The following is a 26,625-nucleotide window of genomic DNA, read 5'->3' as shown; positions in this document are numbered from 1 at the left end:
GGAACGACCAAAGGAAGTGGTGGTGCACGATGCTTATCGCAGTAACTGGCCTTGGACCGCGAACCGGCGTGACCACCACCGCGGTCGCGCTCGCCGCTGCATGGCACGAGCGGGACCGGGCGATCGTTGTCGAAGCTGACCCAGCTGGAGGATGTCTCGCCGAACTCGGCCACGCCGATCCCGGCATCGGCCTCGCCAGCTTCACGACTGAACCGCATCCGGCTGGCGGACCGACGATCGCCCGGCTGCTCGAGCACGTCCAAGTTCTCTCGACCGGGGTGACGGTATTGGCCGCACCGACCGACCCAACGAAAGTCCGCTCGGCACTCCAGGCCCCGATCGCCACACCGAGAGCGACCAAGGCCCCGCACGTCGAGGGGGTGACAATGATCGTCGACTGTGGCACCGCCGACGACAGTTCGCCTGCGCGCCCGATCCTGACTGGTGCCGACATGGTGATCGTGGTTGTGCGCGCCGACCGTGCCGACCCAACGCAGGCCGGGAACCGGATTCGAGCGATCACCGACAACAGCCGTCGTTGCGCGGTCGTTCTCATCGGCGCTGACCGCAAAGCCGATTTCGCCGATCGGCTCGGCGTTCCGATCTTCGGCACGCTGCCGGTGCGCTGGCGCCATGCCCGTGCGCTCGTGGATGCCGACCAGCCATGGCCGGGATGTAATACGTTGACGACGGCGGCGCGCAGCATGGCGAAGGAGCTGCGTACGCAGCTGATCCGGGAGACGCCGCCGCTAGCAACTGCGGACGCCGATACTCGACGTCGGCTTGGGCGAAGGTGGGGACGATGCTTCGGCGTGCGGCGAACGCCCCAGACGCCCACCGTCTACCAGATCACCGATCCCGGACCACCAACGCTTCAGCCACATCTTGCCGATTCCGATTCGGATGTTCGTCCTCAGGACCTTGAGCCGGAGTGTGGCAGGTTTGCCGCACTGAGTACGCCAAGTTCTGCGAACGATATGGCAACTCCGTCGGCGCGGAAGGCCGCAGCGGAGGTCGATGCGCGAATGTCGCACTTGCCCCTGACAATCGCGGTGTTCGGGCCCTTTCACGTGTGGTGGACGAACCCGAACTCCTCCAGCCCGGTCGCGGACAACGACCGCGTCGAGATCGCGGCAGGCCTCCAGCCGCGCAGCCGCGAAGTATTGGCGTTGCTGGCTATGCACCCCCGTGGTCTGTCACGCGACGCGCTAATCGATGCCCTCTGGGGTGAGAGTCCGCCCAGCCGTGCTGCCAACGCGATCGCGATCACCCTGAGCAGACTGCGCAGCGCCGTCGAAACGGCGACAGCAGGTGCGGTTACCGAAGTCTTGGCTGACGACAAACTCCGCTATCGACTCGATCCGGCAGTCGCCACCGTGGACTACTGGGACTTCGCCGCAGCCGTGCGAGCCCGCCGCCTCGCAGTCGGCGATGCGGAGCGCGAGACCGCCTACCGCCACATCGTCGATTCGGCGCGCAGCGGACTTCTCTGTGTCGACATAGCCACCGACTGGATCGCGCCGATCCGTGAGACTGCTCGCCGTGACACCGTCAACGCCTACGGTGCGCTGGCGCGCGCGGCCCACGGTGAGGACCCGCGCACAGCACTCGATCTTCTCGAAGCCGCCATCGATATCGATCCCCAGAACGAGCAGCTCTACCGCGAGGCGCTGCGCCTGTACGCAAAACTGAATGAGCACAATATGATCGACCGCACGCTCGTGCTCCTTCAGAGACGTCTGGCGGCCATCGGTGCCAAGCCGAGCACGGAGACGAACAATCTTGCTCGGCGTCTGGGCAGCCGGCGCACGTAGCGGCACACAGGTTTACGTGGGTGCCGTGCGCTGTGTGTGGGTTCGTGCGGTCGGACCTACCTCGAGCCCCTTTGCGGAGCGGACGTATCCAGCGGTACCGGTTCCAAGGCGAGTTCGTTCCTCGCGTCAGAGGCCCCCGGCTCGAGCCATTGCCAGAGGGGCGGGCGCTCGAGAACAACAAGAACTGTTTTCTGATAGCCCAATTGCCTTCCGTAATGTCGTAGTTTCGTCAGATCCCTCTTCTGTTTGGCGGTGCTACTGTCCGCCTTGCAGACCTCGATCGCCAGCAGATTGCACGTGGTGGACGTGCGTCTGTGGACGATCACATCGGGAAACACGTCGCGTTCGACACCATCGTCATCCGTCACCCGCTTGGTGATCTGATTGGCGCCATCACTTTCGGGTGCGGAGTCGACAGGTCCGCTGACCGCCGAGCGGGGTCCCATGCGGTTGTGGTCAGAATCGACATCGACCGTGTAATTACGACCGTGCACAACCGAAATCAGATGGCGCGCCAAGTGCGCGCTTACGGTCCGTTCGTGCGTATTTGCATCTATATGGAACGAATCAAAGGTGTAGAGCCCGTCCAAGGCCTCTAGAAGCATGTCCCTGAGGTCGCCACGCCCGGGAAGTCGGCTGGACGCGGGGGAGCGCCCGTCTGGATTGCCGGTCGATTCGGGGTTCGGAGACACAGGCACCCCGAATTCTTACATGACGTCCGGGCGGGTCGCGCGCCTTGACTCGCTGGACGTGTCATGTATTGCCCGAGCCGAGCGCATCGAGCATGGAAGCGGAAGGCCGAGGTTCGGTCCAGTCGGTTAGCGGTCGCCTGTTCCGCTGTCAAGCTAAGCCATGTTTACAGCTCGAGACCCTAGGGTTCGTCTGCTTCCTCGGGCAACTCTGCTCGTTGAGGGTGGTCGAGGTCTGGCCGCTGAGCGAGGTGGAGCGGTGTCGGACTTTGGGTTCGGTCGTCCCACGACGCGGCTTGTTGGCACAGGCGTGCAGTGAGTGCCGCAAGGTGGCGTTCGGGCCAGGATCCGGCTGCGGCGACAGCGATCTCGATGGCGGTCAGACCGTGCCAGTCCTTTCCCGTGAGGGCCTGCTTGTCGTCTGGGACGGTCCATCGGGTGTAGGCACCGCCAGCGCGAGCCGACATCGCTCCGGCTCGATATGTGCGGGTGGGTTGGGCGAGTAGCCAGCTGGATGTTCCGTCTTCGTCGTGCTCGTACAGCGACGCGCGTGGCAGATCCGGCTGGTGGGGGTCGGCGCTGGTGCCGCCGTGGCCGCGGTGGGTCGGCTGGGCGACCCTGTCCCCGTTGGCGCACCGGACTACGGCGAGGTCAGGGTGGGCGAGGGTCGCGCCCGGCAACAGCCCGGTGCCGAAGGAGCTGTCGTTGAGTCCGGGCCAGATTCCTTTGCAACCTTGGGCGTCGACGAAGATCACCAGTGGCTTGTCGCGGTCGAATTTTGCGGCGGTGAGCGATTCTTCGACAAGGTCCCGGATCTTTGGGTTGTGCTTGTACTCGCGAGTGAGTTTGTCGGTGCCTAGGTCTCCGGTGTGGTAGGCGAGGTTGCCGATGCGGTAGGGCACCCACCGCTGGTGTTGATCGCTGAAGGTTTCCACGTGCCAGGGTTTGGTGAGGTCGGGGCTGGCATGAATAGCGACAAGACATATCACAAGCCGTGTTCGAGCTCCGCTGCCCCGGCGGGGGGTGTGCTGGCGGATATGGATGCCGACGAGTGTGGCATCGCGATCAAGCCGCCCCTTCATGGTCGCTTTGGTGGTGGCGCGAGCCAGTCGGTTGTCGATGAGTCCGGCTTGTCGGAGCAAGTCTCGGCCGGCGGCAATCGCAGGTTCGTCCTTTGCCTGGATGATGCGGACGACGCCCTTGACTTTGGTTTTGCGCGGTTTGGGCAGTATCCAGTTCGAGTTCAGGAACTGAACGACGACGCCGACGTTTGCCAGCGCGCGGCGGACTGGGTATTTGGCGTCGTGTTCGGGCGGGTGCTCAGGGTTCCATTCTGTTTCGGCAAATGCGATTACACCGGTGCCGTCAGGAGCTTCGAGCCAGGGGATCGCCTGCACGCTTCGTGTACCTGGAGTATGCGCCAAGAGGGCCTCGGCTTTGTGGAGGACCACACTCAGCCGTGGAGTCAGCGCAACTGGAGTGTCGTCGTCGATTCCGGCTAGGGGATGGTCTGGTGATGGTGAGTAGCCGGCCAAGACGTCGATCATGCGGCGGCGCACGCCTGGTGTGGAGTACAGGCCCACGAGCAGCAAACGGTCGACTCCGCTCGCAGCGATCGCGTCGTCGAGCTGGTCGGGTGGGATGGGTCCGGTGATGTGGGCTGCGACGGTGATCGGGGTCTTTGCGTAGCGCAGCGGCGGTGTAGCGAGTTGGCGGGTGACGTGCTGGCCGAGCTGGAAGAGGAACCGCACGCCGGGGCCCTTGCCGATCGAGTGCTTACGAGGCTTGCCGATGGGCCGGACGGTGCCGACCATGGCACCGAACTCGGTGGGCAGAGTGATGGGATCCAGACCGCAGGACTCGACGACTTCGGCGGTATATCCCTTGAATACCGGATGGTCGCGCCCTTTTGCCGGATAGGGCGACAAGATCGGGAGCTTGACGATCGGCAAGGCGGGATCGCCGCGGTCGAGCCACACGTTCTTGACGAAGCTCCACGTATACGGGTGTCGGGCGACGTGAGCGTCCAAGCGCAGGTATAGGCCGGTTGCTCCGGGGACGGTGATGATCTTGGTTGATACGTGGACGGTGGCGTGACCGACGCTGTTCTTGGAGGCGCGGGTCAGCGCGTCGTCGTACGCGACGAGGTGACCTTCCGTATCGAGTCGGAAGGTGACGGGGAGGTAGCCGTCGATCAACATCGGTTCTGCCGCGATGCGAGCGGCGAGAGTCCATCGTGCGGCGTCGAAGATCCAGCCCGGTGCCTGCACGACACCGGTGTGCGGGTTGGTGGTGATGAACTCGCTCAGCCGCCGATACTGTGGCTGGATACCGCTCATCAGCGGGGCCAACGTGTCGGCACCTGCATCGCCTACAGACAGCTGCTCGAATTTGCGCACGGCGGTGGTCAGCGTCCAGGGGTCGATAACGGTGGCGCTGACCATGAGCGCCACGACTCCGTTCGAGGTGTCCTCCGACGACAGGAAAAAGCGCGCGAACAGGCGAACGACCTGGTTTGACGCGGCGGTCAACGCTGTAGCCAGGGCGGAGTAGCTCGGTGTGAATCGCTCGTGGTCGGCGCGTCCCCTCAACGATTTGACCCGTTGAGTGAATCCGTCCCAGGCGGCGAGGAATTCGGCGGTCAAGGGGTAGACCACTAGTTCGCCCAGCGTGCCGGGGTCGATGCGATAGCAAAGGGTGTGGAGGCCGGAATCGAGGTCGGCCGGTTGTTTGGTCACTCTGGGTCCCCTCGTTGGTCGGCAAAGTCGAAGATTGCCTCCAGCGTCTGCCCGTAGAGGGACTGCATCATCTGGAGTTGTCCGTTCCGGTCCCATTCGGTGCGGATGCGGCGGATCAGGCTCGGAAGGTCAGATTTTCCGCTGGTGTCGTGGAAGGCGTAGTCGACGAGGTGAATTTCGCCGACATCGCCGCCACGTCTGGCGCGGCCGGCGAGTTGGATCAGCCCGTTAAGGGTCTCTTTGGCGATCGCGAGCTGGGTTTCGGATGGTAGTGACCTGAAGTAGGGCAAGCTGGCGAACAACTCGTCGAAATGTTTGGCCGCGGTCACTCGCATCAGATCCAGGACTGCGGCAGGGTCTTCGGTCGGAGTGGCCTCGGCGTGTGCGCGGCTGTGGACGTGGGCCAGCAACTCGGCGGGCTCGTCGAGGATCGGGATCGGGCGGACCACCAACCACACCGAGCCGATCAATGACCGGCCGGTTTCGTCGACAATGTTGAGACCGCGCTCGGCCCTGGCCAGCGGCGCTATCAGTACCGAGCCGGGCATCGTGCCGACGGTTCGGCCGAAGTCCTCGAGCCTATCTGCGGGCAACTCGATCCACTGTGCGGTCATTCGGGTTCCGTCCGGGGCGCTGGCGGGCGGAACGGCGAGAACGATCTGCTCGGCAGGCACTCCTGCTGCCGAGATGCCGCGGGCCAGGTCACGAGCACCCTGGTAAGCGGTCGTGGCCAATAGCAGTCGAGCGCGGTGCGCGGTGGTGGGATCGCTGGTGAGCGCGGCAAGGGCAGGGTCGAGGCGTTTGGACCACAGGCGTTTGCCGAGCTGCAACAATATTTCGCTGCGCTTGGCACCGTATGTTCCGGATACGCGGAGGAACTCTTTCTCCTCGTCGGAGATGGGCGCAGCGTGGATGGCGATGCCCCCGGTGGCATCATCGGGCACCCACCAGGTTGGCTTCGCCAGCACATGATGATGCGGGGCACCGGGAAAGTACCCGGTCGCTGAAAGACCCACGACGATACGTGGCTGTCCGGTGTAGGCCAGCGCGGTGAGTTCGCCGAGCGTTGCCACGTAGGTGTGTGGGTCACCGCCGAAGCCGCTGACTCGCAGCGCGGTGTCCAAAGGCCGGTCCTCGTCGTGTATTTCGGTGAACGCGAACAGAACCCGTCCCATCGGCCCGTACGGAACCGCGCGCCAGGTGGCGTATTGGCCGAGCGCACTGGCGATTTCGCCAGCCGCTCGAACGCCGGAGGCGTGTAGTTGTGGGGCGGTGTAGACGAAAGTGAACAGCAACTTCCGCAACGGTTCCAGATGGGCGCGGCGGATGAGCCGGTCGGTGGCCATCGCGCGCGTGTTCTGGTCGTCGAGCCGGCTGTCCTCATAGGGATTTCCGCCCAACAGGTCGAAGATCATCTGCCAGCCGTCATCGAACAGATCGTCGCCTTGAGATGGGCTGGTTATCTGTTCGAGCATGCGGGCGATCGGTTCGAGCCACTCGGGCAGCGCGGATCCGCTGCTCGACAGTGGAAACATCGCCTCCAAGGTGTCGTAGTGATGCCTGCCCGGCGGCGTCTCCTCTGGCAGGTTGAACAGGGTCGCGGCCAACCACGAGTCCCATCGGCGCGGCAACAACCACCGCCCGAACATCGGATGCCCGCCGGAAATCCCGTTGCCTGATCGGCGGAAATGGCCTGCTGCCAAGTGCCTGTTGTAGTTCTCGGCGAGAAACCGTGCCTGGGCGAGTGTTGCGTGGATTCGGCCCTCGACGCGGGTGCCGATACGCCCCAGCGCTCCGTCGTTGAACTCGCTGTCGAACTGCCGCAATGGAGATAACGGAGCTCCACGCCGTTTGGCCAGTTGCAAGCCGTGGGCGCTGTGGCCGATGAGGCTGGCTTGGAAAGCGTCGATTTCATCGATGAGGACTACATGGCTGCGGTGCAGAAGTACGTTCTCGACGGCAGGGTTCTCCTCGATCCGACCGTCGATCACGACCGGCACGTGCAGGCGACCGGCGAAGAAGTTGATGTGGCTGGTTACGATCACGGCCGCCCGGCACGCTTGGCGAGCTAGGCGGAACTTCCCGCACGACGGCTTCCATGGGCATTGGTACTGACCAGCGCTGGCTGTGCCGTCGTCGCGGATCTTGCGCAGCTTCACGCAGGGCTCCGAGCCAGGGTCCCATGCGTCCACCGCACGCTCGGTGTGGGCCGCCGCGGGCAACGCGCAGCCGTAGTGCATCCGCGTGTAAGCCCATTCACCGAGATCACCGCGCTGTGTTCCGGTAACTGCGGCTTCGGCCTCCCTCGCGATCGACAACGGCGACATCAACGGTGCCACCTCACCGGAGATTTCGAGGATCTTCAGGCTCACCTCGATCGCGTGCGCAATCTGCACGACAACCGCGTTCTTGGGAACCAGAACCGTGGTGACCATTTCGTGCTGTGCGCACCAGCAGGCAACAAGTTCGGCGAGGACATTCTTACCCACTCCAGTTGGTGCGTTGAACAGGCGCGTCGCTCCGGCGGGCAGTACCCAATGGCCGTCGACCCGGTTGCCCGGATCAGATTGGATCTTGGTGAAGATCCGCTCCATCGACTCGACGCGGTGTCGCTGTCCAAGAGCCGTGTCGAGGACGGTGGCGAACCGAAAAAGATCATCAACCGGGATTGCTACCTCGTCTGCCGACGCGGGAGGTTCCAGCGCGATCGGTGTCTCCGGCTCGACACTTGGCGACATCGCCAAGGTGTAGCTCGCCTCGACGACGCCTGACGTTGGTGAGAGCCCACGGATCCAGGTGATGTATTCGCCGTTGTTGGCGACGGTTTGCGCTCGGCGGCTGAGCATTTCGCGTTCCAGGCGCAACTGTTGAGCACATTCCTCCGCTACCTGCCGGGCCGCACCGCCGATCTCGACCAGGACGGTTTCCTCGTCGATCACTCGGAAGTCGGCGATGTGGTCGGGGATCAATTCCTCCACCAGATCGGTGAACGCGGTGCGGTTGGCCATCTCGACCGGTCGCCACCGCAGCAACCGCGCGACCAGGGCCTTGTCCTCGATCGGGAGGGTCGGCCAGTGCGACCACTTGTCCATTTGGCCGGACAGAAAGAACAACGCGTCCTTGATCCGCACATATCTGCGACCGTCATCGGTCGTCCGGCAGAAGAACAACGCGGCCAGTGCGAGCGCCCCTCGCACCACCGGGATTGCTACCGCGTAGTCCGGCTCGTCGGAGTGACGTCCCCGACGCCGCTGATCGCGTGGTGTGCTCACTGCTGCTCACCGCCTCGAATATGGTCGCCGACCTGTCGGACGAAGCCGTTCATCGTCCACACCGATTTCTCCGGCAGTTGTCGCCTGATCTGGTTGACTTGGCCCTTGCGGTAGTTCGGCACGACGATGTGCTGAGCGGCGGGCGGGTCGTCGATGATTCGACGCGGATCTACATGGTCCTTCACATCCACCGTCCATCGCCGCCCATCAGGGGCTGTGACCAGAGCATCGAAGGTGTCCTTGACCGGCCAAAGTTCCACCTCGGTCCCCGGAAACCGAACTTCGAGGCGCTCGAGTTCGACTTCTGGAATCCCTGGCACGGTGATGAATCGCCACACCGCAGGCTCCACGCACCGAGCCCCGGTGACAGGCAGTGCGTCCGGGACCGCAGTCCGGCTCGTCGAGGTCCTGACCAACTCGGGTCCCACGCCGCCGCTGCCGCTCAACAGTCGAAACCGTGACCCATGCGGGGCATAGCTGCATCGGACCTCTGGAGGCTGTACTCGCATCGGCCACTGGCACACCGGACACCGCCACCAACACGATTCCTCTGCGCCCGAGCCGAACCGGAACTGACGGTCTTTCGGAATCTCGACATATTCGGCAACCTGCCGCGCACCGGCATACCTTGCGGCCGACGTCCGCTTGTCGATCAACACGCGCATGTCCCCAGCGGGCTGCTCCACAACGAACCGACGCGAGGCGGTATAGGCGGCCTGGTCGCCGTCCCGGACCAGACTCATGAACAACTGCCGTTCGACCTGCTCGCTACGCTGCCACGCCCATCGGGGTAACCACTCGACGGCAGGATCAGCGTCTGGACCGAAGAGGGCTTGATTGTAGTCGCACGCGATCTCGATGGCCGCATCACTCAGGTCGCCGCCACCTGTCAACAGCACCACCGTGTCCAGCTCCGACGGCTCCGTCGGCTCCGGCAGGAGTTTTTCTAGAGGTCGGAACAGCGCCGCCACCAGGTCGGTTGGCGTGGACGGGCCGACACCCGGACCGCGGACATACATGATCACGCCGGTCATGCGCGCGACCTCACGCCATGCGCGTGGTTCCTCCTGCCGCCGTGACCAGGCTACTGCCGCTCGCAGCGCCGCGGTTGCCACCGTCGCGCGGGATCTGTTCGTACTCATCAAGTTCCATCCTCGAGATCGAACCGCTCCGTACCGTTGCCTTCGTACCAGGCACCACTGACACGTTTCGATCGTCGATGGCCATCCGGCACATTCTGGCGCATGAAAACCCACGTGAGGTCTGGTTTCGCGGTCCAATTCGGAGGTGTTCCCGGTGATTTGAGAAGGTGCGCCGTTCGCCTACCGTCGTCAGTGGACCGCGCAATCACAACTGAATATGGCCTGTAAATTTTTGCACCGATATCCCCTCAGCAAGTGGCCGCAGGTGGTTCGCCTCCGGGTGTGGTACTTGCGGCCGCTTGGGGGGAAGCCCTGCGGCATAGTCCCAGTAACAGGGGATGATTCAGGTGACGTGGTTGGTGCGGACACTGGCCGAGCAACAATTTCGATGGCGAGCGAATCGTCCTCGGTCGGGCACCAGGATGACCAACCTTCCGGCCCTGCGTAAGCGAGGTTCAGAAGTGCCCTGACGGCTGTTAGCGCCGCGCTGCTTTCAGTGCGGCTACCTCGGCCTTCAGCTCGGCAAGCTGGCTCTCCAGCTGCTTTCGGGTTGGTTTCGGCGGCGTGGCGAGTGGACCTACCTGCGGTACCGGCTGTCCGCTTTTGAGGCCGACCGGCTCGTATGCCACGATCGCTGCGGGATTGCGGCCACATTCAGAGCACTCGGTTGACGAGCTGCCGTGTAGGACCGGGCTTTCGATGGTGCTGTGCCGGCTGGTTTCGTGTATATGACCGCAGTACAGTCGGATACGCCAGCGCATGAGCTCGTGGTCGGGCGTCTTAGGCCAAGACGCCATCATCTTCAGAACCCGTACGACATTGTCCTGCCGGGCCTGCTTGAGCTCGGGGTCGGCGGACTCCTCGGCTTTCCATTGATCGGCCTGGGCTTTCACGTGCTTGCGGATTCGCTCCACGTCCTTCTGCCACCGGTGATCCTTCTTGGTCAACTCGTACGATTCGAGGGGAGTCCCATGGCTGAGATAGACCGTCACGCCGAGTGGTTCGCAGCGGGTCCATGGTGCGGATGGCCACGGGGGCAAGAACATTCGCTCGACCCGTCAACCTTCGCCTCTTGCGTAGATGCGAACGTCGATGTGTGCTGTTTCGAAACCTGGATCACCCGCGCGGATCCGAGGCGCGTGGTCGGGGTCAAGTCCAAATGCGTGGTGTAACGGGATGATCCCCGCGTGACCGCAGTTGGTCAGGCGGTCAAAGCTTCAACCGAGTCTCCTTCCTGCTCGTCAGGCAGCTCACCCAGCCCGCGGGAACGGGCCAAAACATCCAGGCCCAGGTAGCGGCGTCCTTCGATCCACTCGTCGTGTTGCTCGGCCAACACCGCCCCGACCAAACGGATGATCGCGGTGCGGTCGGGGAAGATCCCGACCACGTCGGTGCGGCGACGGATCTCCTTGTTCAACCGTTCTTGGGGGTTGTTCGACCAGATCTGGCGCCAGATCCGTTTCGGGAACGCGGTGAACGCCAACAGATCCGCGCGAGCCGCGTCCAGGTGCGCCGCGACTCGGGGCAGCTTCTCCGCCAACGCGTCCAGCATCCGATCATATTGGGCGGCAACCGATTCCGGATCGGCTTGGTCGAACACCGAATGCAACAAAGTCCGAACCCACGGCCACGACGATTTCGGGGTCACCGACATCAAGTTCACGGTGTAGTGGGTGCGGCATCGCTGCCACGACGCCCCCGGCAACGTCGCCCCGATCGCAGCAATGAGACCCGCGTGCGCGTCGGAGGTCACCAGCTCGACCCCCGACAAACCCCGCGCGACCAGGTCACGGAAGAACGCCAACCAGCCGGCCCCGTCTTCGCCGGAAGTGACTTGCAAGCCCAGGATCTCGCGGAACCCATCGGCGTTGACGCCGGTAGCGACCAGGGCGTGGACGTTGACCACTCGCCCGTTCTCGCGGACTTTCAACACCAACGCGTCCGCGGCCACGAACGCGTAAGGGCCTTGGTCCAGGGGGCGGGTCCGAAACGCTTCGACCTGGGCATCCAGGTCAGCGGCCATGATCGAGACCTGGGACTTGGAAAGCTGTGTGACACCGAGGGATTCGACGAGTTTCTCCATCCGACGGGTCGAGACACCGAGTAGGTAGCAGGTCGCCACGACGCTGGTCAACGCTCGTTCGGCGCGTTTGCGCCGTTCCAAAAGCCAGTCGGGGAAGTAGGTTCCCGACCGCAGTTTGGGGATCGCGACGTCCATGGTCCCGACGCGGGTGTCGAAGTCGCGGTGTCGGTATCCGTTTCGGGAGTTGACACGGTCGTCGCTGCGTTGGCCGTAGTCGGCACCACACAGGGTGTCGGCCTCGGCGTTCATGATCGTGTGCACGAAGCTGGACAGCATTTCTCGCAGCAGATCAGGGCTGGCCGCGGCGAGTTGGGCATCGAAGGGCTTGTTCGGGTCGATACGCTGGACAGAGGTCATCGCGTGGTTTCTCCTTCAAGTGACTTTGGCGGTCTCTTCAAGGGTCACGCGGTGACCTCCCTATTTCCGGCTACGACACGCTCGGACCTGGTCCGATGGTCGGGCCGTACACCACGCTATTGGACGCAACCGTGGTCGGCGCTAGTCGATGCGTCCCTGGCGGCAGACTAAAGCTTGTCGGTGGCCGTTCGTAGGGTGTTGCGTGTGACGGGGAGGGATGAGACGGACCGCTGGGTGGCGTCACTGAGACAGCACCTGTGGCCGATTCGGTTGTCGGGGCTAGCGGCACCGGCAGCGACGAGGCTCGTTACCGAGCAGGTAGTCCGCTGGGCTCGTATCCAAGGTTGGAGGATAACGACGGAAGCCCCTGCTCGAATATCGAGGCCGACAGTGGTTGGGCCCTACCGAGGGCGGCTGGACCTGCTCTGCACGCGAGGACGATGGACACCTGCGGTAGCGATCGAAATCGACCGCACAAATAAGGCATGGTCGTTGAAGAAGCTCGCCGCCGAAGCCGACGCCGGGAATGTCGCCCTGTGGGTCCGCTGGGCTGGAGCCTCTGTCATCGAGGTTCCCGCAGGAGTCGGTCTTGTCGACATACGTGGCAGTGCCGAGTTCGAGTAGGTTGCCGCGTCGGCGAGGCGGTCCCACCGCCCGAGCGGGACGTCGTCTGTATCAAGAATCGCGGTCGGCATTGGGGGTAGCTGGTTGGCGAGCTGTGTAGGGATAGTCACAGAAATGGACAGCCGGGGGCTCGGCTGGAATGTCACGCAGGAGTTGGCAGTAGGAGCGAGGAAGGTCACATGAGCAAGGTCCCGGTGCAGTTGAACCAGAAGCAGATCGACGTTCTCGAATGGGTCCGTGGAGGCTGCCCCGACGGTGTCTTTGCTGATCATCAGCATCGGGTCGTCGCGCGGGCGCTGGAACGGCGAGGACTGATCACCATCAGCGGGAAAGGATCGACCTGGGCTGCGGCCATCACCGAAGCCGGTCGGCAGTGGCAGTCAGCGGATGTAGTTCCGGATGATTCCGAAGTGGATCAGCTGATCGCACGGGTCCTGGCCGCAGAAGGCCGACTCGTACTCGAGCCGGGGCGCGAGGCCGCGGACGCTCATCGCCTTCTCGTCGACCGCAGTCTGAAGTCGTCTGCCCGGCCGAGGGGAAAGAAGCTGGAAGTGATTCGGATCGGGGGTTTCGGATCTGATGAGCACGCGATTGTGCTGACCGAGCACTTCGACGATTTGGTTGAACCCCGCGCCGTCCCGGTTCCCGAGCGCGTCGCCAAGTTTCATCCCGCGGTACGGGCCTTCCTCGACGACAAGGATTGGCAGTATGTCAGTAGCGAGCACGTTCCTCGTGCGGCGAGGATTCTGCAGGCCCTAGCGATCGAGGCGGCTGAACGCGGAATCGACGCAAAGGCACCAGACTCGGCAAAGGGCTGGCAAGCCAGACAATCGGGCGAGACGGTCACGGGACAGTTGGTATTGCGGGCACCCGACGGTGCCTACGGAGTTCAGATCAAGGAAATATCTGTGCGGGGTACGGCGAAGGTGCCGCCGTTGCCGTGGAATGAACGCAAGTCGGTGCCTGGATGGATCGCGACTCGGGGGTGGGAGTTTGTCAGCACGGGCAAGCTCGAGGTTGTCGTTCGTGGGCCAGGATGTGGGTACAACGGTGACCACTACCGCGACGCAAAGTCAATCAAAGTCGAAGATAAGCTCCCGGAGGTATTCCGAGCGCTGGAGATCTACGCTCTGCGCGCTGACTGGCGTCAGCGTACGCGCGAGCGGGAGAAGGCCGAGCGGCTAGTGCGCTGGGAGAGTGCCATGTCGGTCGCGGCTGAGCGGTACGCCGAGAACGCTAGGTGGGGGCACTTCAAGGATCGTGCGCGTGAGTGGCAGCTCGTGAATCAGCACCGCGAGTTCCTGGCAGCGGCCAGAGAGCATGCCGAACGGTATGAGGGCGAGCTTCGCGACAACATCATGCGACAGCTCGATGAGGCTGAACTGCGGGTCGACGGCCTGGATCCCATCAGAAACTTGTCGAGAATTGTGCCCGTCGTCCCGGACCCCCAGCCAGAGGATCTCAAACCGTTCCTCGAAGGCTGGAGCCCGAATGGTCCAGATGGATCTCGATGGTGACAGGCCCGGCGAGGTGCTGGAGACGGCTTGCGACTCTGGATCCACGATCGATGTTGAGGCGTGGCTAATCATGTGTCGGCGATCACCCGGCGACGACTTCGCTGTTTGGGCATTGGCACCTGATCGAATCCGACGTTTCCGACACCGGGATCCAAGCCCATCCAGTGTGATCAGTCGCTGGCGATCTGCCCTACAGCGAGATCAGCGCGGATACCGTAATGCCAGAACTGCGAATCCGCTGGTCAGCGGATTCGCAGTTCTGTGGCGTGCCCCCGGCAGGAATCGAACCTGCGACCTAGAGATTAGAAGGCTCTTGCTCTATCCAACTGAGCTACGGAGGCAATCGCTTTCACTGTGGCCGATGTCGGCCGCACTGTCCAGCTCGAAAAGTATAGCGACCGGTCGGATGGGTGAACGGAGGCTCGGGTGGGGGCGCCCCATCGGGGCGTGGTCGGGCACGTCGAACTACCCTCGTTGTCATGTCGTTATCGCAGGACCCCTCCGCTGGACCCGCCGTCGACGGCGGACCTCCGGCGGAGTCGGGTCCCGCGGCGTCGTTCGGTGTGCTCAGTGTTGTTGCCGGGTGTATCGCCGCGGTGGTCGCGGCCATGGTGGTCGGGTTGTCGGCCGCGCATGCGCTCAGTTTGCTCGGTATACCCGATCCGGGGGCGTTGACAACATATGGGTTGCCTGCGCTGCGCGCGGTGGCCGATCTGGCTGCGGCGGTGACCGTCGGCTCGCTGTTGTTCGCGGCGTTCCTGCTGCCTCCGCGTGATGGTGGACTACTCGAAGCGGGTGGGTATCGGGCGGTGCGGCGGGCCTCGGACGCGGCGTTGGTGTGGGCCGCGAGTGCGGCGTTGCTGGTGCCGTTGACGGTGTCGGACACGACCGGTCAGCCGGTGAGTGCGATCTGGCGACCCGAAGTGTTGTGGCCGGTGATCACGCAGGTCGAGGTCGCGGGTGCCTGGCGCACGACGGTGCTGTTCGCGCTGATCGTGGCGATCGGGTGCCGGTGGGCGTTGCGCTGGGGTTGGACGCCGGTGCTGCTTGCGGGCGCGTTGGTGACGATGATGCCGCTGGCGCTGACCGGGCATTCGTCCTCCGGCGGGTCCCACGATGTGGCGACGAATTCGCTGATCCTGCACATGGTGTCGGCCGCGGTCTGGGTGGGCGGGCTGGTGGCGGTGCTGGCGCACGCGATGCGCGGTGGCGCGAACACCGATATCGCCGCGCGGCGGTTCTCGGTGGCCGCGACCATCTCGATCGTGGTGATCGGCCTCAGCGGCGTCGTCAATGCTTGGGTGCGGGTGCCCGTCTCGGACCTGTTCACCACCACCTACGGCAGGCTCGTGCTCGCGAAAGCGGCCGCGCTGCTGGTGCTCGGCGCCATCGGCTACCTGCAGCGCAGGGCCTCGTTGCCCGCGCTGGCCGCCGATCCGCGCGAGCGTGGTGCGCTGATCCGGTTCGCCGGGGTGGAGATGGTGATCTTCGCGGCGACCATAGGCCTGGCCGTCGGCCTCGGGCGCACCCCGCCACCGCCGCCGACCGCGGTGCCGACACCGGTCGAAGTGGAGCTGGGCTATACCCTCTCTGGCCCGCCCACCGTGAGCCGTCTGCTGTTCGACTGGCGGTTCGACCTGATCTTCGGAACCCTGGCGATCGTGTTGGCCGCGCTGTACCTGCTCGGCGTCCGTAGGCTGCGCAAACGCGGCGACGCCTGGCCGGTCGGGCGCACCATCGCCTGGTGCAGCGGCTGTCTGGTGCTGTTGCTCGCCACGTCGTCGGGGGTCGGACGCTATTCACCGGCCATGTTCAGTGTGCACATGGGCGCGCACATGGCGTTGTCGATGCTGGCACCGATCCTGCTCGCGCTCGGTGGCGCGGTGACCCTGGCCTTGCGCGCGCTCCCGCCCGCCGGACGCGGGGGAGTGCCCGGCCCGCGCGAGTGGATTCTGGCGGCCGTGCACAACCCGGTCTCGCGGTTCCTCACCCAGCCCGTGGTGGCATCGCTGATCTTCGTGGCCGGTTTCTACGCGCTGTACCTGGGCGGCATCTTCGACGCCTATGTCGACTCGCACGCCGCTCACCTGATGATGAACGCGCACTTCCTGCTCAGCGGCTACCTGTTCTACTGGGTGGTGATCGGCATCGATCCCAAACCGCGCGAGGTGGCGCCGCTGACCAAGCTCGCGATGGTGTTCGGCACGCTGCCGTTCCACGCGTTCTTCGGCATCGCGCTGATGAGCATGACGACCGTGCTCGGCGACTGGTTCTATCGCACCCTCGACCTCGGCTGGAACATCGACCTGCTCGCCGACCAGCGCAACGGCGGCAGTTTCGCCTGGGCCAGCGGCGAGGTGCCGCTGGTGGTGGTGATGCTCGCCCTGCTCATCCAATGGTCACGCAGTGACACCAAGCTGGCCAAGCGCACCGACCGCGCCGCCGACCGCGACAACGACGCCGATCTGACCGCCGTCAACGCGATGTACGCGGAGCTGGCCCGGCGCGACGGCGAGGTCCGCCGGTGAGCGGATTCGGTGGGCCGTCGAGCGAATCGACCGAGCGAGCCGAACCGGAGCGGGTGCTGCGCACCGATGTGCGGGCGGCGCGGCGACGCCTGGCCGGTCGGGTGCGCAAGACGCCGGTGTTCCACACGAGTGTGGACGGTCCGGACGGGCCGGTGCCGGTCTCGCTGAAAATGGAATTCCTGCAGCACGGCGGCACCTTCACCGTGCGTGGCGCGCTCAATGCCCTGCTCAGCGCCGACAGCGGCGCCGACCATGTGGTGGCCGCCTCGGCGGGCAATGCCGGGATCGCGGTTGCGTTGGCCGCGGCGCAGCTCGGCAAGGAGTGCACGATCGTGGTGCCGGAATCCGCGCCGCACACCAAGGTGGCCGCGATGTGGGCGCACGGTGCCGAGGTGCTGTGGCACGGCACGTCCTACGACGAGGCGCAACGTCGGGCCGTCACCCTGGCCGCCGAGCGCGGCGCCGCTCACCTGCACGCCTATGACATGCCTGCCGTGGTGGCGGGTGCCGGGGTGATCGGGCTCGAGCTGGAAGAACAGGTGCGCGGCAGGCCGCCGGTGCTGGCTGCGGTCGGCGGCGGTGGGCTGATCGCGGGCCTCGGCGCGGCGCTGGGCAGACGCCGGGAGATCATCGGCATCGAATCCGAGCACATCCCGGTGCTCTCGGCCGCGCTCGCGAAAGGCGAACCGGTCGATGTGGACGTGCCGTCGCGGGCCGGTGAGTTGCTGTGCGCGACGCGGGTCGGCGATATCGCCTTCGACATCGCCCAGCGGCACCGGATGCCCGCGCTCGCGGTGGCCGACGACGCGGTGGCCGCCGCCCGCGAATATCTGTGGCGTGAGTTCCGTGTGGTGGTCGAACTCGAGGGTGCCGCCGCGCTGGCGGCCGTGCAGAGCGGGGTGTACACGCCGGCGCCGGGTGTGCGGCCGATCGTGGTCCTGTGCGGGGCGAACACTGAACTTCCGGTGCTCTGACACGGCAGATATCCACAATCCGTCGAGTTATCCACAGATTCACTCAGCGCCTCCCACGCGCCTGTTTCGCACGTCATCCTTGGGTGGTCAGAGCAACAACGGTGGATTCGAGCGGGGCGGAATTCGATGTACGAGGCACACACGACGGTAGTCGGCACTGTCATCACGCAGCCGGTACGGCGCGATCTCAGCAACGGCGAGCAGATGCTGACCTTCCGGATGGCGAGCAATGCCCGCCGATTCGACCCAAAAACGGGGGACTGGACCGACAACGGGACGCTGTATCTCACGGTTGCGTGCTGGCGCAGGCTGGTGACCGGGGTGGAACGGTCGTTGCACCGTGGCGATCCGGTGATCGCCTACGGGCAACTGCGCACGCACGAGTACCGCGGCAAGGACGGCACCGAGCGGCGCGACCTGGAGATGCGCGCGGTCGCGATCGGGCCCGATCTGGCACGCTGCCACGCGAGTGTCGTGCGCCGGTCGGAGGGCATGCGATCGCTGCCGCATGCGGCGGTGCGGAATATTTCCGACCTCCGCGACGCTGCGCTACCGGGGGCCGACGACGCTGCCACCGGGTATGCGTCGACCGAACCCGTTGCCGTAGCCTCTACGACCGTGGCGGATGCTGTCCCCGCGCGACCGCCGGACGTGGTGTCGAGCACCACCGGTGCCGAGCAGGTCGACGCATGAGGGTCGTTTCCGCGGCACCGGCCCCTTCCCCGTCCTGTTCCCGTTTCTCCCACCGATAGGCTTGCGCGTATGGCTGAGTTCATTTATCAGATGATCAAGGTTCGCAAAGCACACGGCGACAAAGTCATCCTCGACGACGTGTACTTGAACTTCCTTCCCGGCGCCAAGATCGGTGTCGTTGGTCCCAACGGCGCGGGTAAGTCCAGCGTGCTGAAGATCATGGCGGGACTGGACCGGCCCAACAACGGTGAGGCGTTCCTCGGCGCGGGTGCCACGGTCGGCATCCTCATGCAGGAACCCGACCTCAACGAGGAGAAGACCGTCCGCGGCAACGTGGAGGAGGGCCTCGGTGAGGTCAAGGTCAAGCTGGATCGGTTCAACGAGATCGCCGAACTGATGGCCACCGAGTACTCCGACGAGCTCATGGACGAGATGGGCCAGCTCCAGGAGTTCCTCGACCACGCCGACGCCTGGGATGTCGACTCCCAGCTCGAGCAGGCCATGGACGCGCTGCGCTGCCCGCCGCCGGACGCGCCGGTCACCAACCTCTCCGGTGGTGAGCGTCGCCGTGTCGCGCTGTGCAAGCTGCTGCTGAGCAAGCCCGACCTGCTGCTGCTCGACGAACCGACCAACCACCTCGACGCCGAGAGCGTGCTGTGGCTGGAGAAGCACCTCGCCGACTACCCGGGCGCCGTGCTGGCCGTCACCCACGACCGGTACTTCCTCGACAATGTCGCCGAGTGGATCCTCGAACTCGACCGTGGCCGTGCCTACCCCTACGAGGGCAACTACTCCACCTACCTGGAGAAGAAGGCCCAGCGTCTCGAGGTGCAGGGCAAGAAGGACCAGAAGCTGCAGAAGCGGCTCAAGGACGAACTGGCCTGGGTGCGCTCCGGCGCCAAGGCCCGTCAGGCCAAGAACAAGGCTCGCCTGGGTCGTTACGAGGAGATGGCGGCCGAGGCCGAGCAGCACCGCAAGTTGGACTTCGAGGAGATCCAGATCCCCGCGGGTCCGCGCCTCGGCGACATCGTGGTCAACGTGTCGAACCTCGACAAGGGCTTCGGCGATCGTCAGCTCATCAAGGACCTGTCGTTCACGCTGCCGCGCAACGGCATCGTCGGCGTCATCGGGCCCAACGGTGTCGGTAAGACGACGCTGTTCAAGACCATCGTCGGTCTCGAATCTGCCGACAGCGGTGAGGTGAAGGTCGGCGAGACGGTCAAGCTGAGCTACGTCGACCAGAACCGCGGCGGCATCGACCCGAAGAAGAACGTCTGGCAGGTCGTCTCCGAAGGCCTCGACTTCATCCAGGTCGGCAACCAGGAGATGCCCTCACGCGCCTACGTCAGCGCGTTCGGCTTCAAGGGTCCGGATCAGCAGAAGCCGGCCGGGGTGCTCTCCGGTGGTGAGCGCAACCGCCTGAATCTGGCGCTGACCCTCAAAGAGGGCGGCAACCTGATCCTGCTCGACGAACCGACCAACGACCTCGACGTCGAAACCCTCAGTTCGCTCGAGAACGCGCTCGATCAGTTCCCCGGCTGCGCCGTCGTGATCTCCCACGACCGGTGGTTCCTCGATCGCACCTGCACCCACATCCTGGCGTGGGAGGGCGACGACGACAACGACGCCAAGTGGTACTGGTTCGAAGGCAACTTCGAGGCATACGAGGCGAACAAGATCGAGCGTCTCGGCGCCGATGCCGCACGCCCGCACCGTGTTACGCACCGCAAGCTGACGCGCGACTGATACGCGCGGCCCTCGCGTGACGGCCCGGTGGAACGATCTGAGAACGGTCGATCTGCCGGGCCGTCGGCGTTGTGCCGATCGGCCCCCTCGCGTTCATCGAACGTTCGCAAGTTACCCGTGCGGCAAGCCTGAATTCGCTGAACATGTTCGAGTACCCGCAGCTAGTCTCGAAAATGCGTCACCTGCGTTGCGAAATCGAAGCGAACCACAATCCATGGGAGTGGGCTAAACGATGACGGTCTCGTCGGAAATCTCCAGCGCGGCGTGGGCCGCGGGAATGCCGCAGAGCTTGCGCGGCGATCTCGCGACTCTCGAGGAGGCGTATTTCCGACACGTCGACGCCGGCGACGTGGACTTCCCGATCCCCGGAATCACCCAGATCTTCCGGCACCACATGGAATTGGCCGCCGTTCGCCTGCCCGGTAAGGCCACGGTGCGGGTGCACCACCCCGACGACGGCACCGGGATGGGCGCGGCGGTGCAGGTGGTCACCGACGACATGCCGCTGCTGGTGGAGTCGATCACCGCGGCGCTGGGCCGGATGCAGGTGAGTGTCTCCGAGGTAATCCACCCGATCTTCGAGGTCACCCGCGACGAGCACGGCCACCTCACCGGCGCCGCGGCGCACGAGGTGGACGGCCACGGCGCGACCGGGCTCACCGAATCGTGGATGCACCTGCAACTGCACCCTTCGACCAGCCGGGCCCAGCTCGACCACATCGAACGCACCATGCCCGAGGTGATCGACGATGTCCGCCAGGTGATCGACGACACCGAGGCCATGGCCGCGGTGCAGAGCTCGCTCGCCGATGAGCTCGACCGGTCCGCCGCCGCGGGTTCGACACCGTTCCCCGGCGTCGAGGTGTCCGATTGCGCCCAGCTGCTGCGCTGGCTGGCCGACGGCAACTTCACCCTGCTCGGATACGCCCACTACCGCCGCGAGATCGAGAACGGCCACACCGTGTCCACGGCGGTGCCCGGTGCCAGCCTCGGCGTGCTTCGCCCCGATATCGGGACCGACTTCCTGGTGCCCATCAACGGCGAGGACCGCCCGCTGCTGCTGCTCACCCAGGGCTTGGTGCGCGCGACCGTGCACCGCTCGGTGTACCCGTACTTCGTCGGCGTCGCCGACGTCGACGCGGCCGGTGCGGTGGTGGGCGTGCACCTGTTCATCGGGGTGTTCACCGTCAGCGCGGTACACGAGAACGTGCTCGACATCCCGGTGATCAATCGCCGGGTGCGCACCGCGATCGAGGGTGCCGGGTTCGACAAGGATTCGTTCTCCGGGCAGGCGATGCTCGAGGTGATCGAGTCGTTCCCGCGCACCGAACTGTTCTCCGCCGACACCGAGACCATGCGCCGCACGGCCGTCGCGGTGCTCGGCGTCGGATTGCGCAGGCAGGTCCGGCTTTTCCTGCGTTGCGACGGCTACGGCCGGTTCGTGGCCTGCATGGTGTACCTGCCGCGCGATCGCTACACCACCGCGGTCCGCCTGGAGATGCAGGAGATCCTGGTCGCCGAGCTCGGCGGTGTCGACATCGACTATTCGGCGCGGGTGAGCGAAAGCGAGCTCGCCAGCGTGTATTTCACGGTGATGCTGCCGACCGAGACCAGCGGCAACAACGCTCCGGACACCTCCGAGGACAACCGGCTGCGACTGCAGGCCCTGCTCAACGCGGCCAGCCACTCCTGGGACGACCGGATCGGCGATGCCGTCGCCTCCTCCACAGTGCTCGATCCCGCGGTGGTCGCCCGGTATTCGGACGCACTGCCGGAAAGCTACAAGGAAGACTTCACGCCCGCCCGCGCGCTGGCCGACATCGTGCGGCTCGAGCGACTCACCGAGGGTGGCATCGGCCAGTACCTGTACCGCCGACCCGAAGCGGCGCCGGGTTCGTGGCGGTTCAGCCTCTATATCGCCGGCTCGGGGGTTTCGCTGAGTCAGGTGCTCCCTGTTCTGCAGAGCCTGGGCGTCGAGGTGGTCGACGAACGGCCCTACCAGCTCGAGCACGAGGGCGGCACCGAGCGCTGGATCTACGATTTCGGCCTGCAGGCCCGTCCCGAACTGCTGCGCAACGCCCTCGGTGGCGACCTCGACGCGGCACTGCTCGACGAGCCCGGCCAGATCGATGCCCTGCGCACCCGGTTCACCGAAGCCTTCGAAGCGGTCTGGTACGACCGGGCCGAAGCCGACGGTCTCAACGAACTCGTGCTGCGCGCAGGCCTGCCGTGGCGGTCGGTCGCGATCCTGCGCGCGTACGCGAAATACCTGCAGCAGGCCGGATTCCCGTACTCCCAGGTCAATATCGCTCGCGTGCTGCTGGCCCATCCCGAGGTCGCGCGCGACTTCGTCGACCTGTTCGCCGCCCGCTTCGATCCGGCCACCGTGTCCGTCGAGGCCGCCGTCGAACTGGAGGCGCGGGTGCGGGCCGGGATCGACGAGGTGGTCAGCATGGATGCCGACCGCATCCTGCGCGCCATCCTCGGGCTGATCAAGGCCACGCTGCGCACCAACAACTACGTCCTCGACGCCGAGGGTCGTCCGCGCGACTACCTGGCGCTGAAGGTGCAGCCGCGCGAGATCGCCGAATTGCCCAAGCCGCGACCGCAATTCGAGATCTTCGTGTACTCGCCGCGGGTGGAGGGTGTGCACCTGCGGTTCGGCTCGGTGGCGCGTGGTGGTCTGCGCTGGTCGGACCGGCTCGAGGACTTCCGCACCGAGATCCTCGGCCTGGTCAAGGCGCAGGCGGTGAAGAACGCGGTGATCGTGCCGGTCGGTGCCAAGGGCGGTTTCGTGGTGAAGCGCCCGCCCGCGCCGATCGGTGACGCAGCCGTCGACCGGCAGGCGAGCATCGCCGAGGGCATCGCCTGCTACCGCACCTTCATCTCCGGGCTGCTCGACCTCACCGACAATGTCGATCTGGCCACCGGCGCGGTGCTGCCGCCCGATCGGGTGGTGCGCCGCGACGGCGACGACACCTATCTGGTGGTCGCCGCCGACAAGGGCACCGCCAGCTTCTCCGATATCGCCAACGATGTGGCGCTGCGCTACGGCTTCTGGCTGGGCGACGCGTTCGCCTCCGGCGGCTCGGCGGGCTACGACCACAAGGCGATGGGCATCACCGCCAAGGGCGCGTGGGAAGCGGTCAAACGCCACTTCCGCGAGATGGACATCGACACCCAGAGCCAGGAATTCACCGTGGTCGGCGTCGGCGACATGAGCGGCGACGTGTTCGGCAACGGCATGCTGCTGTCCCCGCACATCCGGCTGGTCGCCGCCTTCGACCACCGCCACATCTTCCTCGATCCGAACCCCGACGCCGCGAGTTCGTTCGCCGAACGCGAGCGCCTGTTCGCGCTGCCGCGCTCCTCCTGGGCCGACTACGACCGCAGCCTGATCAGTGAGGGCGGCGGGGTGTTCGAGCGCACCGTGAAGTCGGTGCCGATCTCACCGCAGGCCAGAACCGCACTCGGCCTGCCCGACTCGGTACAGGCGCTCTCGCCGCCGGAACTGGTGCGCGCGATCCTGCTCGCGCCGGTGCAGTTGCTGTGGAACGGCGGCATCGGCACCTATGTGAAGGCCAGCACCGAATCCAACGCCGAGGTGGGCGACAAGTCCAACGACGCGGTGCGGGTCGACGGAAATCAGTTGCGGGTCAAGGTGATCGGCGAAGGCGGCAACCTGGGTGCCACCGCGCTCGGCCGGATCGAGTTCTGCCGCAACGGCGGCAAGATGAACACCGACGCGCTCGACAATTCCGCCGGCGTCGACTGCTCCGACCACGAGGTCAACATCAAGGTCCTGCTCGACGGTGTGGTCAGCGCGGGCGGTCTCGCCCCCGCCGACCGCAATCCGCTGCTGGCCTCGATGACCGACGAGGTCGCGCGAATGGTGTTGCAGGACAACGTCGATCAGAACGTGTTGATCGGCATCGCCCGCACCGACGCACCCCATATGCTCACCGTGCACGGCCGCGTCATCGCCGATCTCGAACAGCGCCGCGGCCTCGACCGCGAACTCGAAGCGTTGCCGTCGCCCGCCGAGCTGGCCGGCCTCGCGGAAGCGGGCGCAGGCCTCGCCTCGCCCGAACTGGCCAACCTGCTCGCGCACGTGAAGCTCGGGCTCAAGGCCGACCTGCTCGACACCGACTTGCCCGACAGCACCTATTTCGCGACCAAGCTGCCGCTGTACTTCCCGACACCGCTGCGCGAGCAGTTCGGTGCGGCGATCAAGAAGCACCGGCTGCGCCGCGAGATCGTCACCACGATGATCGTCAACGAGGTCGTCGACTACGGCGGCATCACCTACGCCCATCGGCTCGCCGAAGAGGTCGGGGCCACCACCTCCGACACAGTGCGCGCGTTCGCCGCGGCCACCGAGATCTTCCAGCTCCACGACGTGTGGTCGCGCATCCGCAGCGCTGACGCCCCGTCCGGGGTCTGTGACCTGCTGGAACTGGAATCGAAGCGGACGCTGGACCGAGCCTCGCGCTGGTTGCTGACCAACCGTCCGCAGCCGGTCGCGGTCGGCGCCGAGATCAACCGGTACCACCGTCGCGTGCAGGAACTGGCGCCGCAGGTGCCGGGCTGGTTGCGCGGGCACCATGTCACCTCGCTCACCCAGGGCGCGGCCGAGTTGATCGCCCGCGGCGCGCCGACCGACCTGGCCACCGAGGTGTTCGGGTTGCTCGGGCTGTTCCCGCTGCTCGACATCGTCGACATCGCCGATATCACCGAGCGTGAAGGCACAGAGGTGGGTGCGCTGTACTACGCGCTCAACGAGCATCTCAAGATCGACTGGCTGCTCGAGGCGGTGAGTCACCTCGAACGTGGCGACCGCTGGCACGCGCTGGCCCGGCTCGCGCTGCGCGACGACATGTACGGTTCGCTGCGCTCGCTCACCCTGGATGTGCTGTCCGCGGGTGACCCGGAGGAAACGGCCGACGAGAAAATTGCATACTGGGAGTCGAAGAACCAGTCCCGGCTGGGCCGTGCGCGCGCGGCACTGTCGGAATTGTTCGAGTCCGGGACCCACGACCTCGCCACACTGTCGGTTGCCGCACGACAGGTGCGGAGCATGGTGAGCGGGGTGGGCGCCCAATCGGAGGTACCACGGTGACGAGTTCGCCCAACGGCAACACCGCCACGTCCGCACCGGAGCTGGTGTTGCCGCAGCGTTTTCACGCGAAGGTCGAGATCCGCTGGTCGGATATGGACGTGTTCCAGCACGTCAACCACGCCCGCATGGTGACGCTGCTGGAAGAGGCGCGGATTCCGTGGCTGTTCGACGACGACAAGCCGACGGCGTCGATGGGTCGACAGGGCTGTGTGCTGGTCGACCTGCACGTGAAGTACCGCGGGCAGTTGCGCCACGAAGACACCCCGCTCGATATCGCCATGTGGGTGAAGCAGTTGCGCGCGGTCGATTTCACGATCGGCTATGAGGTGCGTGCCAACGGCGCGGCCCCCGATTCGCCGCCGGCGGTCATCGCGACCACCCAGCTCGCCGCGTTCGACATCGATACCCAGCGCCTGCGCAGGCTCAGCGAATCCGAGCGCGACTACCTGGCACTGTGGCGGGCGTGAGCTCGGAACAGCGGGTGCTGCACACGCCCGACCCGGCCGAACGCGAGAACCTGGCCACCTTCCTCAGTCGTGCCATCCGCCTCGATCCCGCTACTGTCGTCCGGCTGCGGCGGCGGGGGTCCAGTCTCGTATCTGCTTGGGTAGCAACGGGTTTCGAGACTCTCGCGGTGCGCACGATCACCGCCGAACTCGGTGTCGACGATGTGACCGTCGGCGCGGACATGGTCCTCGCCGGGCTGAGCACGGGTCATCCGATCGACCTGGGCTACTCGATGGATTCCGCGTGGCGTGGCGCACTGCCGCCCACCGACGGCTTCGCGCATGTCGACGACATTCCGGCACGGACCCTGGTCGAGTTGGCCGAACGCGGCGCGGATGTGGCCCGTGAACACAGCGGTCCCAAGGGGCCGCCCGCGTCGCTGCTCGATCAGTCGGTTCTCACCGTCACGGGGCCCGGCGATCTCGAGGTCCAGGTGCCGATGCGCGTTGTCTTCGCGCTCACCGCAATGGATTTCATCCCGCACGCGGGGGAGAAGACGGAGTCGCGCCGGATCCAGCCGTCGGAACTGGTTCGCGTTCGCGCGACCCGCACCTGGTTGCGACTGGACGCGCGATACGGGTCGGTGGCTCGTCGGCTCGGTGGTGGGATTCCGTTGTCGCCCAGCTGAATTGTGCGGGCTTGGCTCCGGGGTTTTGGTAGTCGCTGGGCGGGATGTGTGGCAGAGCTTCGGGGTTTGAGTTGTCCCAGAGGTTTGACGCTGTGTTTTTGGAGCGCTGGCGCGCTCGAGCGCGGCCCCTGGGGGGCCGCGAGTTAGCCGCCGTTGCTGGAGGCTTCGCCTCGGACGCAACGGCGGCTAACTCG

The 26,625-nt window shown here is 65.5% G+C and carries 16 protein-coding genes and 1 tRNA gene; 9 read left to right on the top strand and 8 right to left on the bottom strand.

From position 1 onward, the window contains the following. The first annotated feature begins 68 nt into the window (after positions 1–68). The gene (locus ACFWUP_RS21775) at positions 69–1,814 is read left to right on the top strand and encodes a hypothetical protein (protein ID WP_379237020.1); all 1,746 of its coding nucleotides are present in this window, start codon (positions 69–71) and stop codon (positions 1,812–1,814) included. 56 nt (positions 1,815–1,870) lie between these two features. On the opposite strand, the gene ACFWUP_RS21770 is transcribed toward ACFWUP_RS21775, so the two are convergent. The 7 genes from ACFWUP_RS21770 to ACFWUP_RS21740 all read right to left on the bottom strand — a co-directional run bounded on the left by ACFWUP_RS21770 (position 1,871) and on the right by ACFWUP_RS21740 (position 12,095). Continuing rightward, positions 1,871–2,404: a hypothetical protein gene (locus tag ACFWUP_RS21770; protein ID WP_379237018.1), complete on the bottom strand. Its 534-nt coding sequence runs from the start codon at positions 2,402–2,404 to the stop codon at positions 1,871–1,873. A 281-nt stretch (positions 2,405–2,685) separates the two neighbouring features. Then, on the bottom strand, positions 2,686–5,241 hold the full coding sequence (locus tag ACFWUP_RS21765; RefSeq protein WP_379237016.1) for an RNaseH domain-containing protein: 2,556 nt from the start codon (positions 5,239–5,241) through the stop codon (positions 2,686–2,688). Beyond that, positions 5,238–8,513 (bottom strand): hypothetical protein, encoded by a 3,276-nt coding sequence (locus ACFWUP_RS21760; RefSeq protein WP_379237014.1) that lies wholly within the window; start codon positions 8,511–8,513, stop codon positions 5,238–5,240. The genes ACFWUP_RS21765 and ACFWUP_RS21760 overlap by 4 nt, the downstream gene beginning before the upstream one ends. Further along, entirely contained in the window at positions 8,510–9,628 is a 1,119-nt protein-coding gene (locus tag ACFWUP_RS21755) for a hypothetical protein (protein WP_379237192.1), read from the bottom strand. Before ACFWUP_RS21755 ends, ACFWUP_RS21760 begins: the two co-directional genes overlap by 4 nt. Beyond that, positions 9,558–9,740 (bottom strand): hypothetical protein, encoded by a 183-nt coding sequence (locus ACFWUP_RS21750; RefSeq protein WP_379237203.1) that lies wholly within the window; start codon positions 9,738–9,740, stop codon positions 9,558–9,560. The genes ACFWUP_RS21755 and ACFWUP_RS21750 overlap by 71 nt, the downstream gene beginning before the upstream one ends. Before the next feature lie 391 nt (positions 9,741–10,131). Next, positions 10,132–10,647 carry a hypothetical protein gene (locus tag ACFWUP_RS21745; RefSeq protein ID WP_379237012.1) on the bottom strand — a complete coding sequence of 172 codons (516 nt, stop codon included), beginning with the start codon at positions 10,645–10,647 and terminating at the stop codon, positions 10,132–10,134. 209 nt (positions 10,648–10,856) lie between these two features. Next, positions 10,857–12,095: an IS256 family transposase gene (locus ACFWUP_RS21740; RefSeq protein ID WP_379237010.1), complete on the bottom strand. Its 1,239-nt coding sequence runs from the start codon at positions 12,093–12,095 to the stop codon at positions 10,857–10,859. Between the two features lie 803 nt (positions 12,096–12,898). Here ACFWUP_RS21740 and ACFWUP_RS21735 point away from each other — a divergent pair. Next, the gene (locus ACFWUP_RS21735) at positions 12,899–14,236 is read left to right on the top strand and encodes a hypothetical protein (RefSeq protein WP_379237008.1); all 1,338 of its coding nucleotides are present in this window, start codon (positions 12,899–12,901) and stop codon (positions 14,234–14,236) included. A 267-nt stretch (positions 14,237–14,503) separates the two neighbouring features. Here the strand turns inward: ACFWUP_RS21735 and ACFWUP_RS21730 are convergent. Further along, positions 14,504–14,577: transfer RNA gene (locus ACFWUP_RS21730), tRNA-Arg, on the bottom strand. A gap of 138 nt (positions 14,578–14,715) precedes the next feature. On the opposite strand from ACFWUP_RS21730, the gene ACFWUP_RS21725 reads away from it, so the two are divergent. From ACFWUP_RS21725 to ACFWUP_RS21695, 7 genes are all read left to right on the top strand, one after another. Then, positions 14,716–16,764 carry a cytochrome c oxidase assembly protein gene (locus tag ACFWUP_RS21725; protein WP_379237006.1) on the top strand — a complete coding sequence of 683 codons (2,049 nt, stop codon included), beginning with the start codon at positions 14,716–14,718 and terminating at the stop codon, positions 16,762–16,764. Further along, positions 16,761–17,738: a serine/threonine dehydratase gene (locus ACFWUP_RS21720; RefSeq protein ID WP_379237004.1), complete on the top strand. Its 978-nt coding sequence runs from the start codon at positions 16,761–16,763 to the stop codon at positions 17,736–17,738. Before ACFWUP_RS21725 ends, ACFWUP_RS21720 begins: the two co-directional genes overlap by 4 nt. Positions 17,739–17,864: 126 nt before the next feature. Beyond that, the gene (locus ACFWUP_RS21715; protein WP_379237002.1) at positions 17,865–18,431 is read left to right on the top strand and encodes a single-stranded DNA-binding protein; all 567 of its coding nucleotides are present in this window, start codon (positions 17,865–17,867) and stop codon (positions 18,429–18,431) included. A 69-nt stretch (positions 18,432–18,500) separates the two neighbouring features. Further along, positions 18,501–20,177 carry an energy-dependent translational throttle protein EttA gene (gene ettA, locus ACFWUP_RS21710; RefSeq protein WP_379237000.1) on the top strand — a complete coding sequence of 559 codons (1,677 nt, stop codon included), beginning with the start codon at positions 18,501–18,503 and terminating at the stop codon, positions 20,175–20,177. Between the two features lie 232 nt (positions 20,178–20,409). Then, complete coding sequence (locus ACFWUP_RS21705; protein ID WP_379236998.1) at positions 20,410–25,296, top strand: NAD-glutamate dehydrogenase; 4,887 nt, start codon at positions 20,410–20,412, stop codon at positions 25,294–25,296. Next, complete coding sequence (locus tag ACFWUP_RS21700; protein ID WP_379236996.1) at positions 25,293–25,763, top strand: acyl-CoA thioesterase; 471 nt, start codon at positions 25,293–25,295, stop codon at positions 25,761–25,763. The genes ACFWUP_RS21705 and ACFWUP_RS21700 overlap by 4 nt, the downstream gene beginning before the upstream one ends. Further along, positions 25,760–26,431 carry a hypothetical protein gene (locus tag ACFWUP_RS21695; RefSeq protein ID WP_379236994.1) on the top strand — a complete coding sequence of 224 codons (672 nt, stop codon included), beginning with the start codon at positions 25,760–25,762 and terminating at the stop codon, positions 26,429–26,431. Before ACFWUP_RS21700 ends, ACFWUP_RS21695 begins: the two co-directional genes overlap by 4 nt. Positions 26,432–26,625 lie beyond the last annotated feature (194 nt).

The organism is Nocardia sp. NPDC058658 (genome assembly GCF_042716665.1).
Taxonomy (GTDB): Bacteria; Actinomycetota; Actinomycetes; order Mycobacteriales; family Mycobacteriaceae; genus Nocardia.
The sequence above is the reverse complement of the archived record's forward strand: the minus strand, read 5'-3'. Positions and strand labels throughout refer to the sequence as shown.

Coding starts and splice junctions, on each gene's coding strand:
- ACFWUP_RS21750 (WP_379237203.1), bottom strand. CDS start 9,740: ATGGCCATCGACGATCGAAACGTGTCAGTGGTGCCTGGTACGAAGGCA.
- ACFWUP_RS21740 (WP_379237010.1), bottom strand. CDS start 12,095: ATGACCTCTGTCCAGCGTATCGACCCGAACAAGCCCTTCGATGCCCAA.
- ACFWUP_RS21735 (WP_379237008.1), top strand. CDS start 12,899: ATGAGCAAGGTCCCGGTGCAGTTGAACCAGAAGCAGATCGACGTTCTC.
- ACFWUP_RS21725 (WP_379237006.1), top strand. CDS start 14,716: ATGTCGTTATCGCAGGACCCCTCCGCTGGACCCGCCGTCGACGGCGGA.
- ACFWUP_RS21715 (WP_379237002.1), top strand. CDS start 17,865: ATGTACGAGGCACACACGACGGTAGTCGGCACTGTCATCACGCAGCCG.
- ettA (WP_379237000.1), top strand. CDS start 18,501: ATGGCTGAGTTCATTTATCAGATGATCAAGGTTCGCAAAGCACACGGC.
- ACFWUP_RS21705 (WP_379236998.1), top strand. CDS start 20,410: ATGACGGTCTCGTCGGAAATCTCCAGCGCGGCGTGGGCCGCGGGAATG.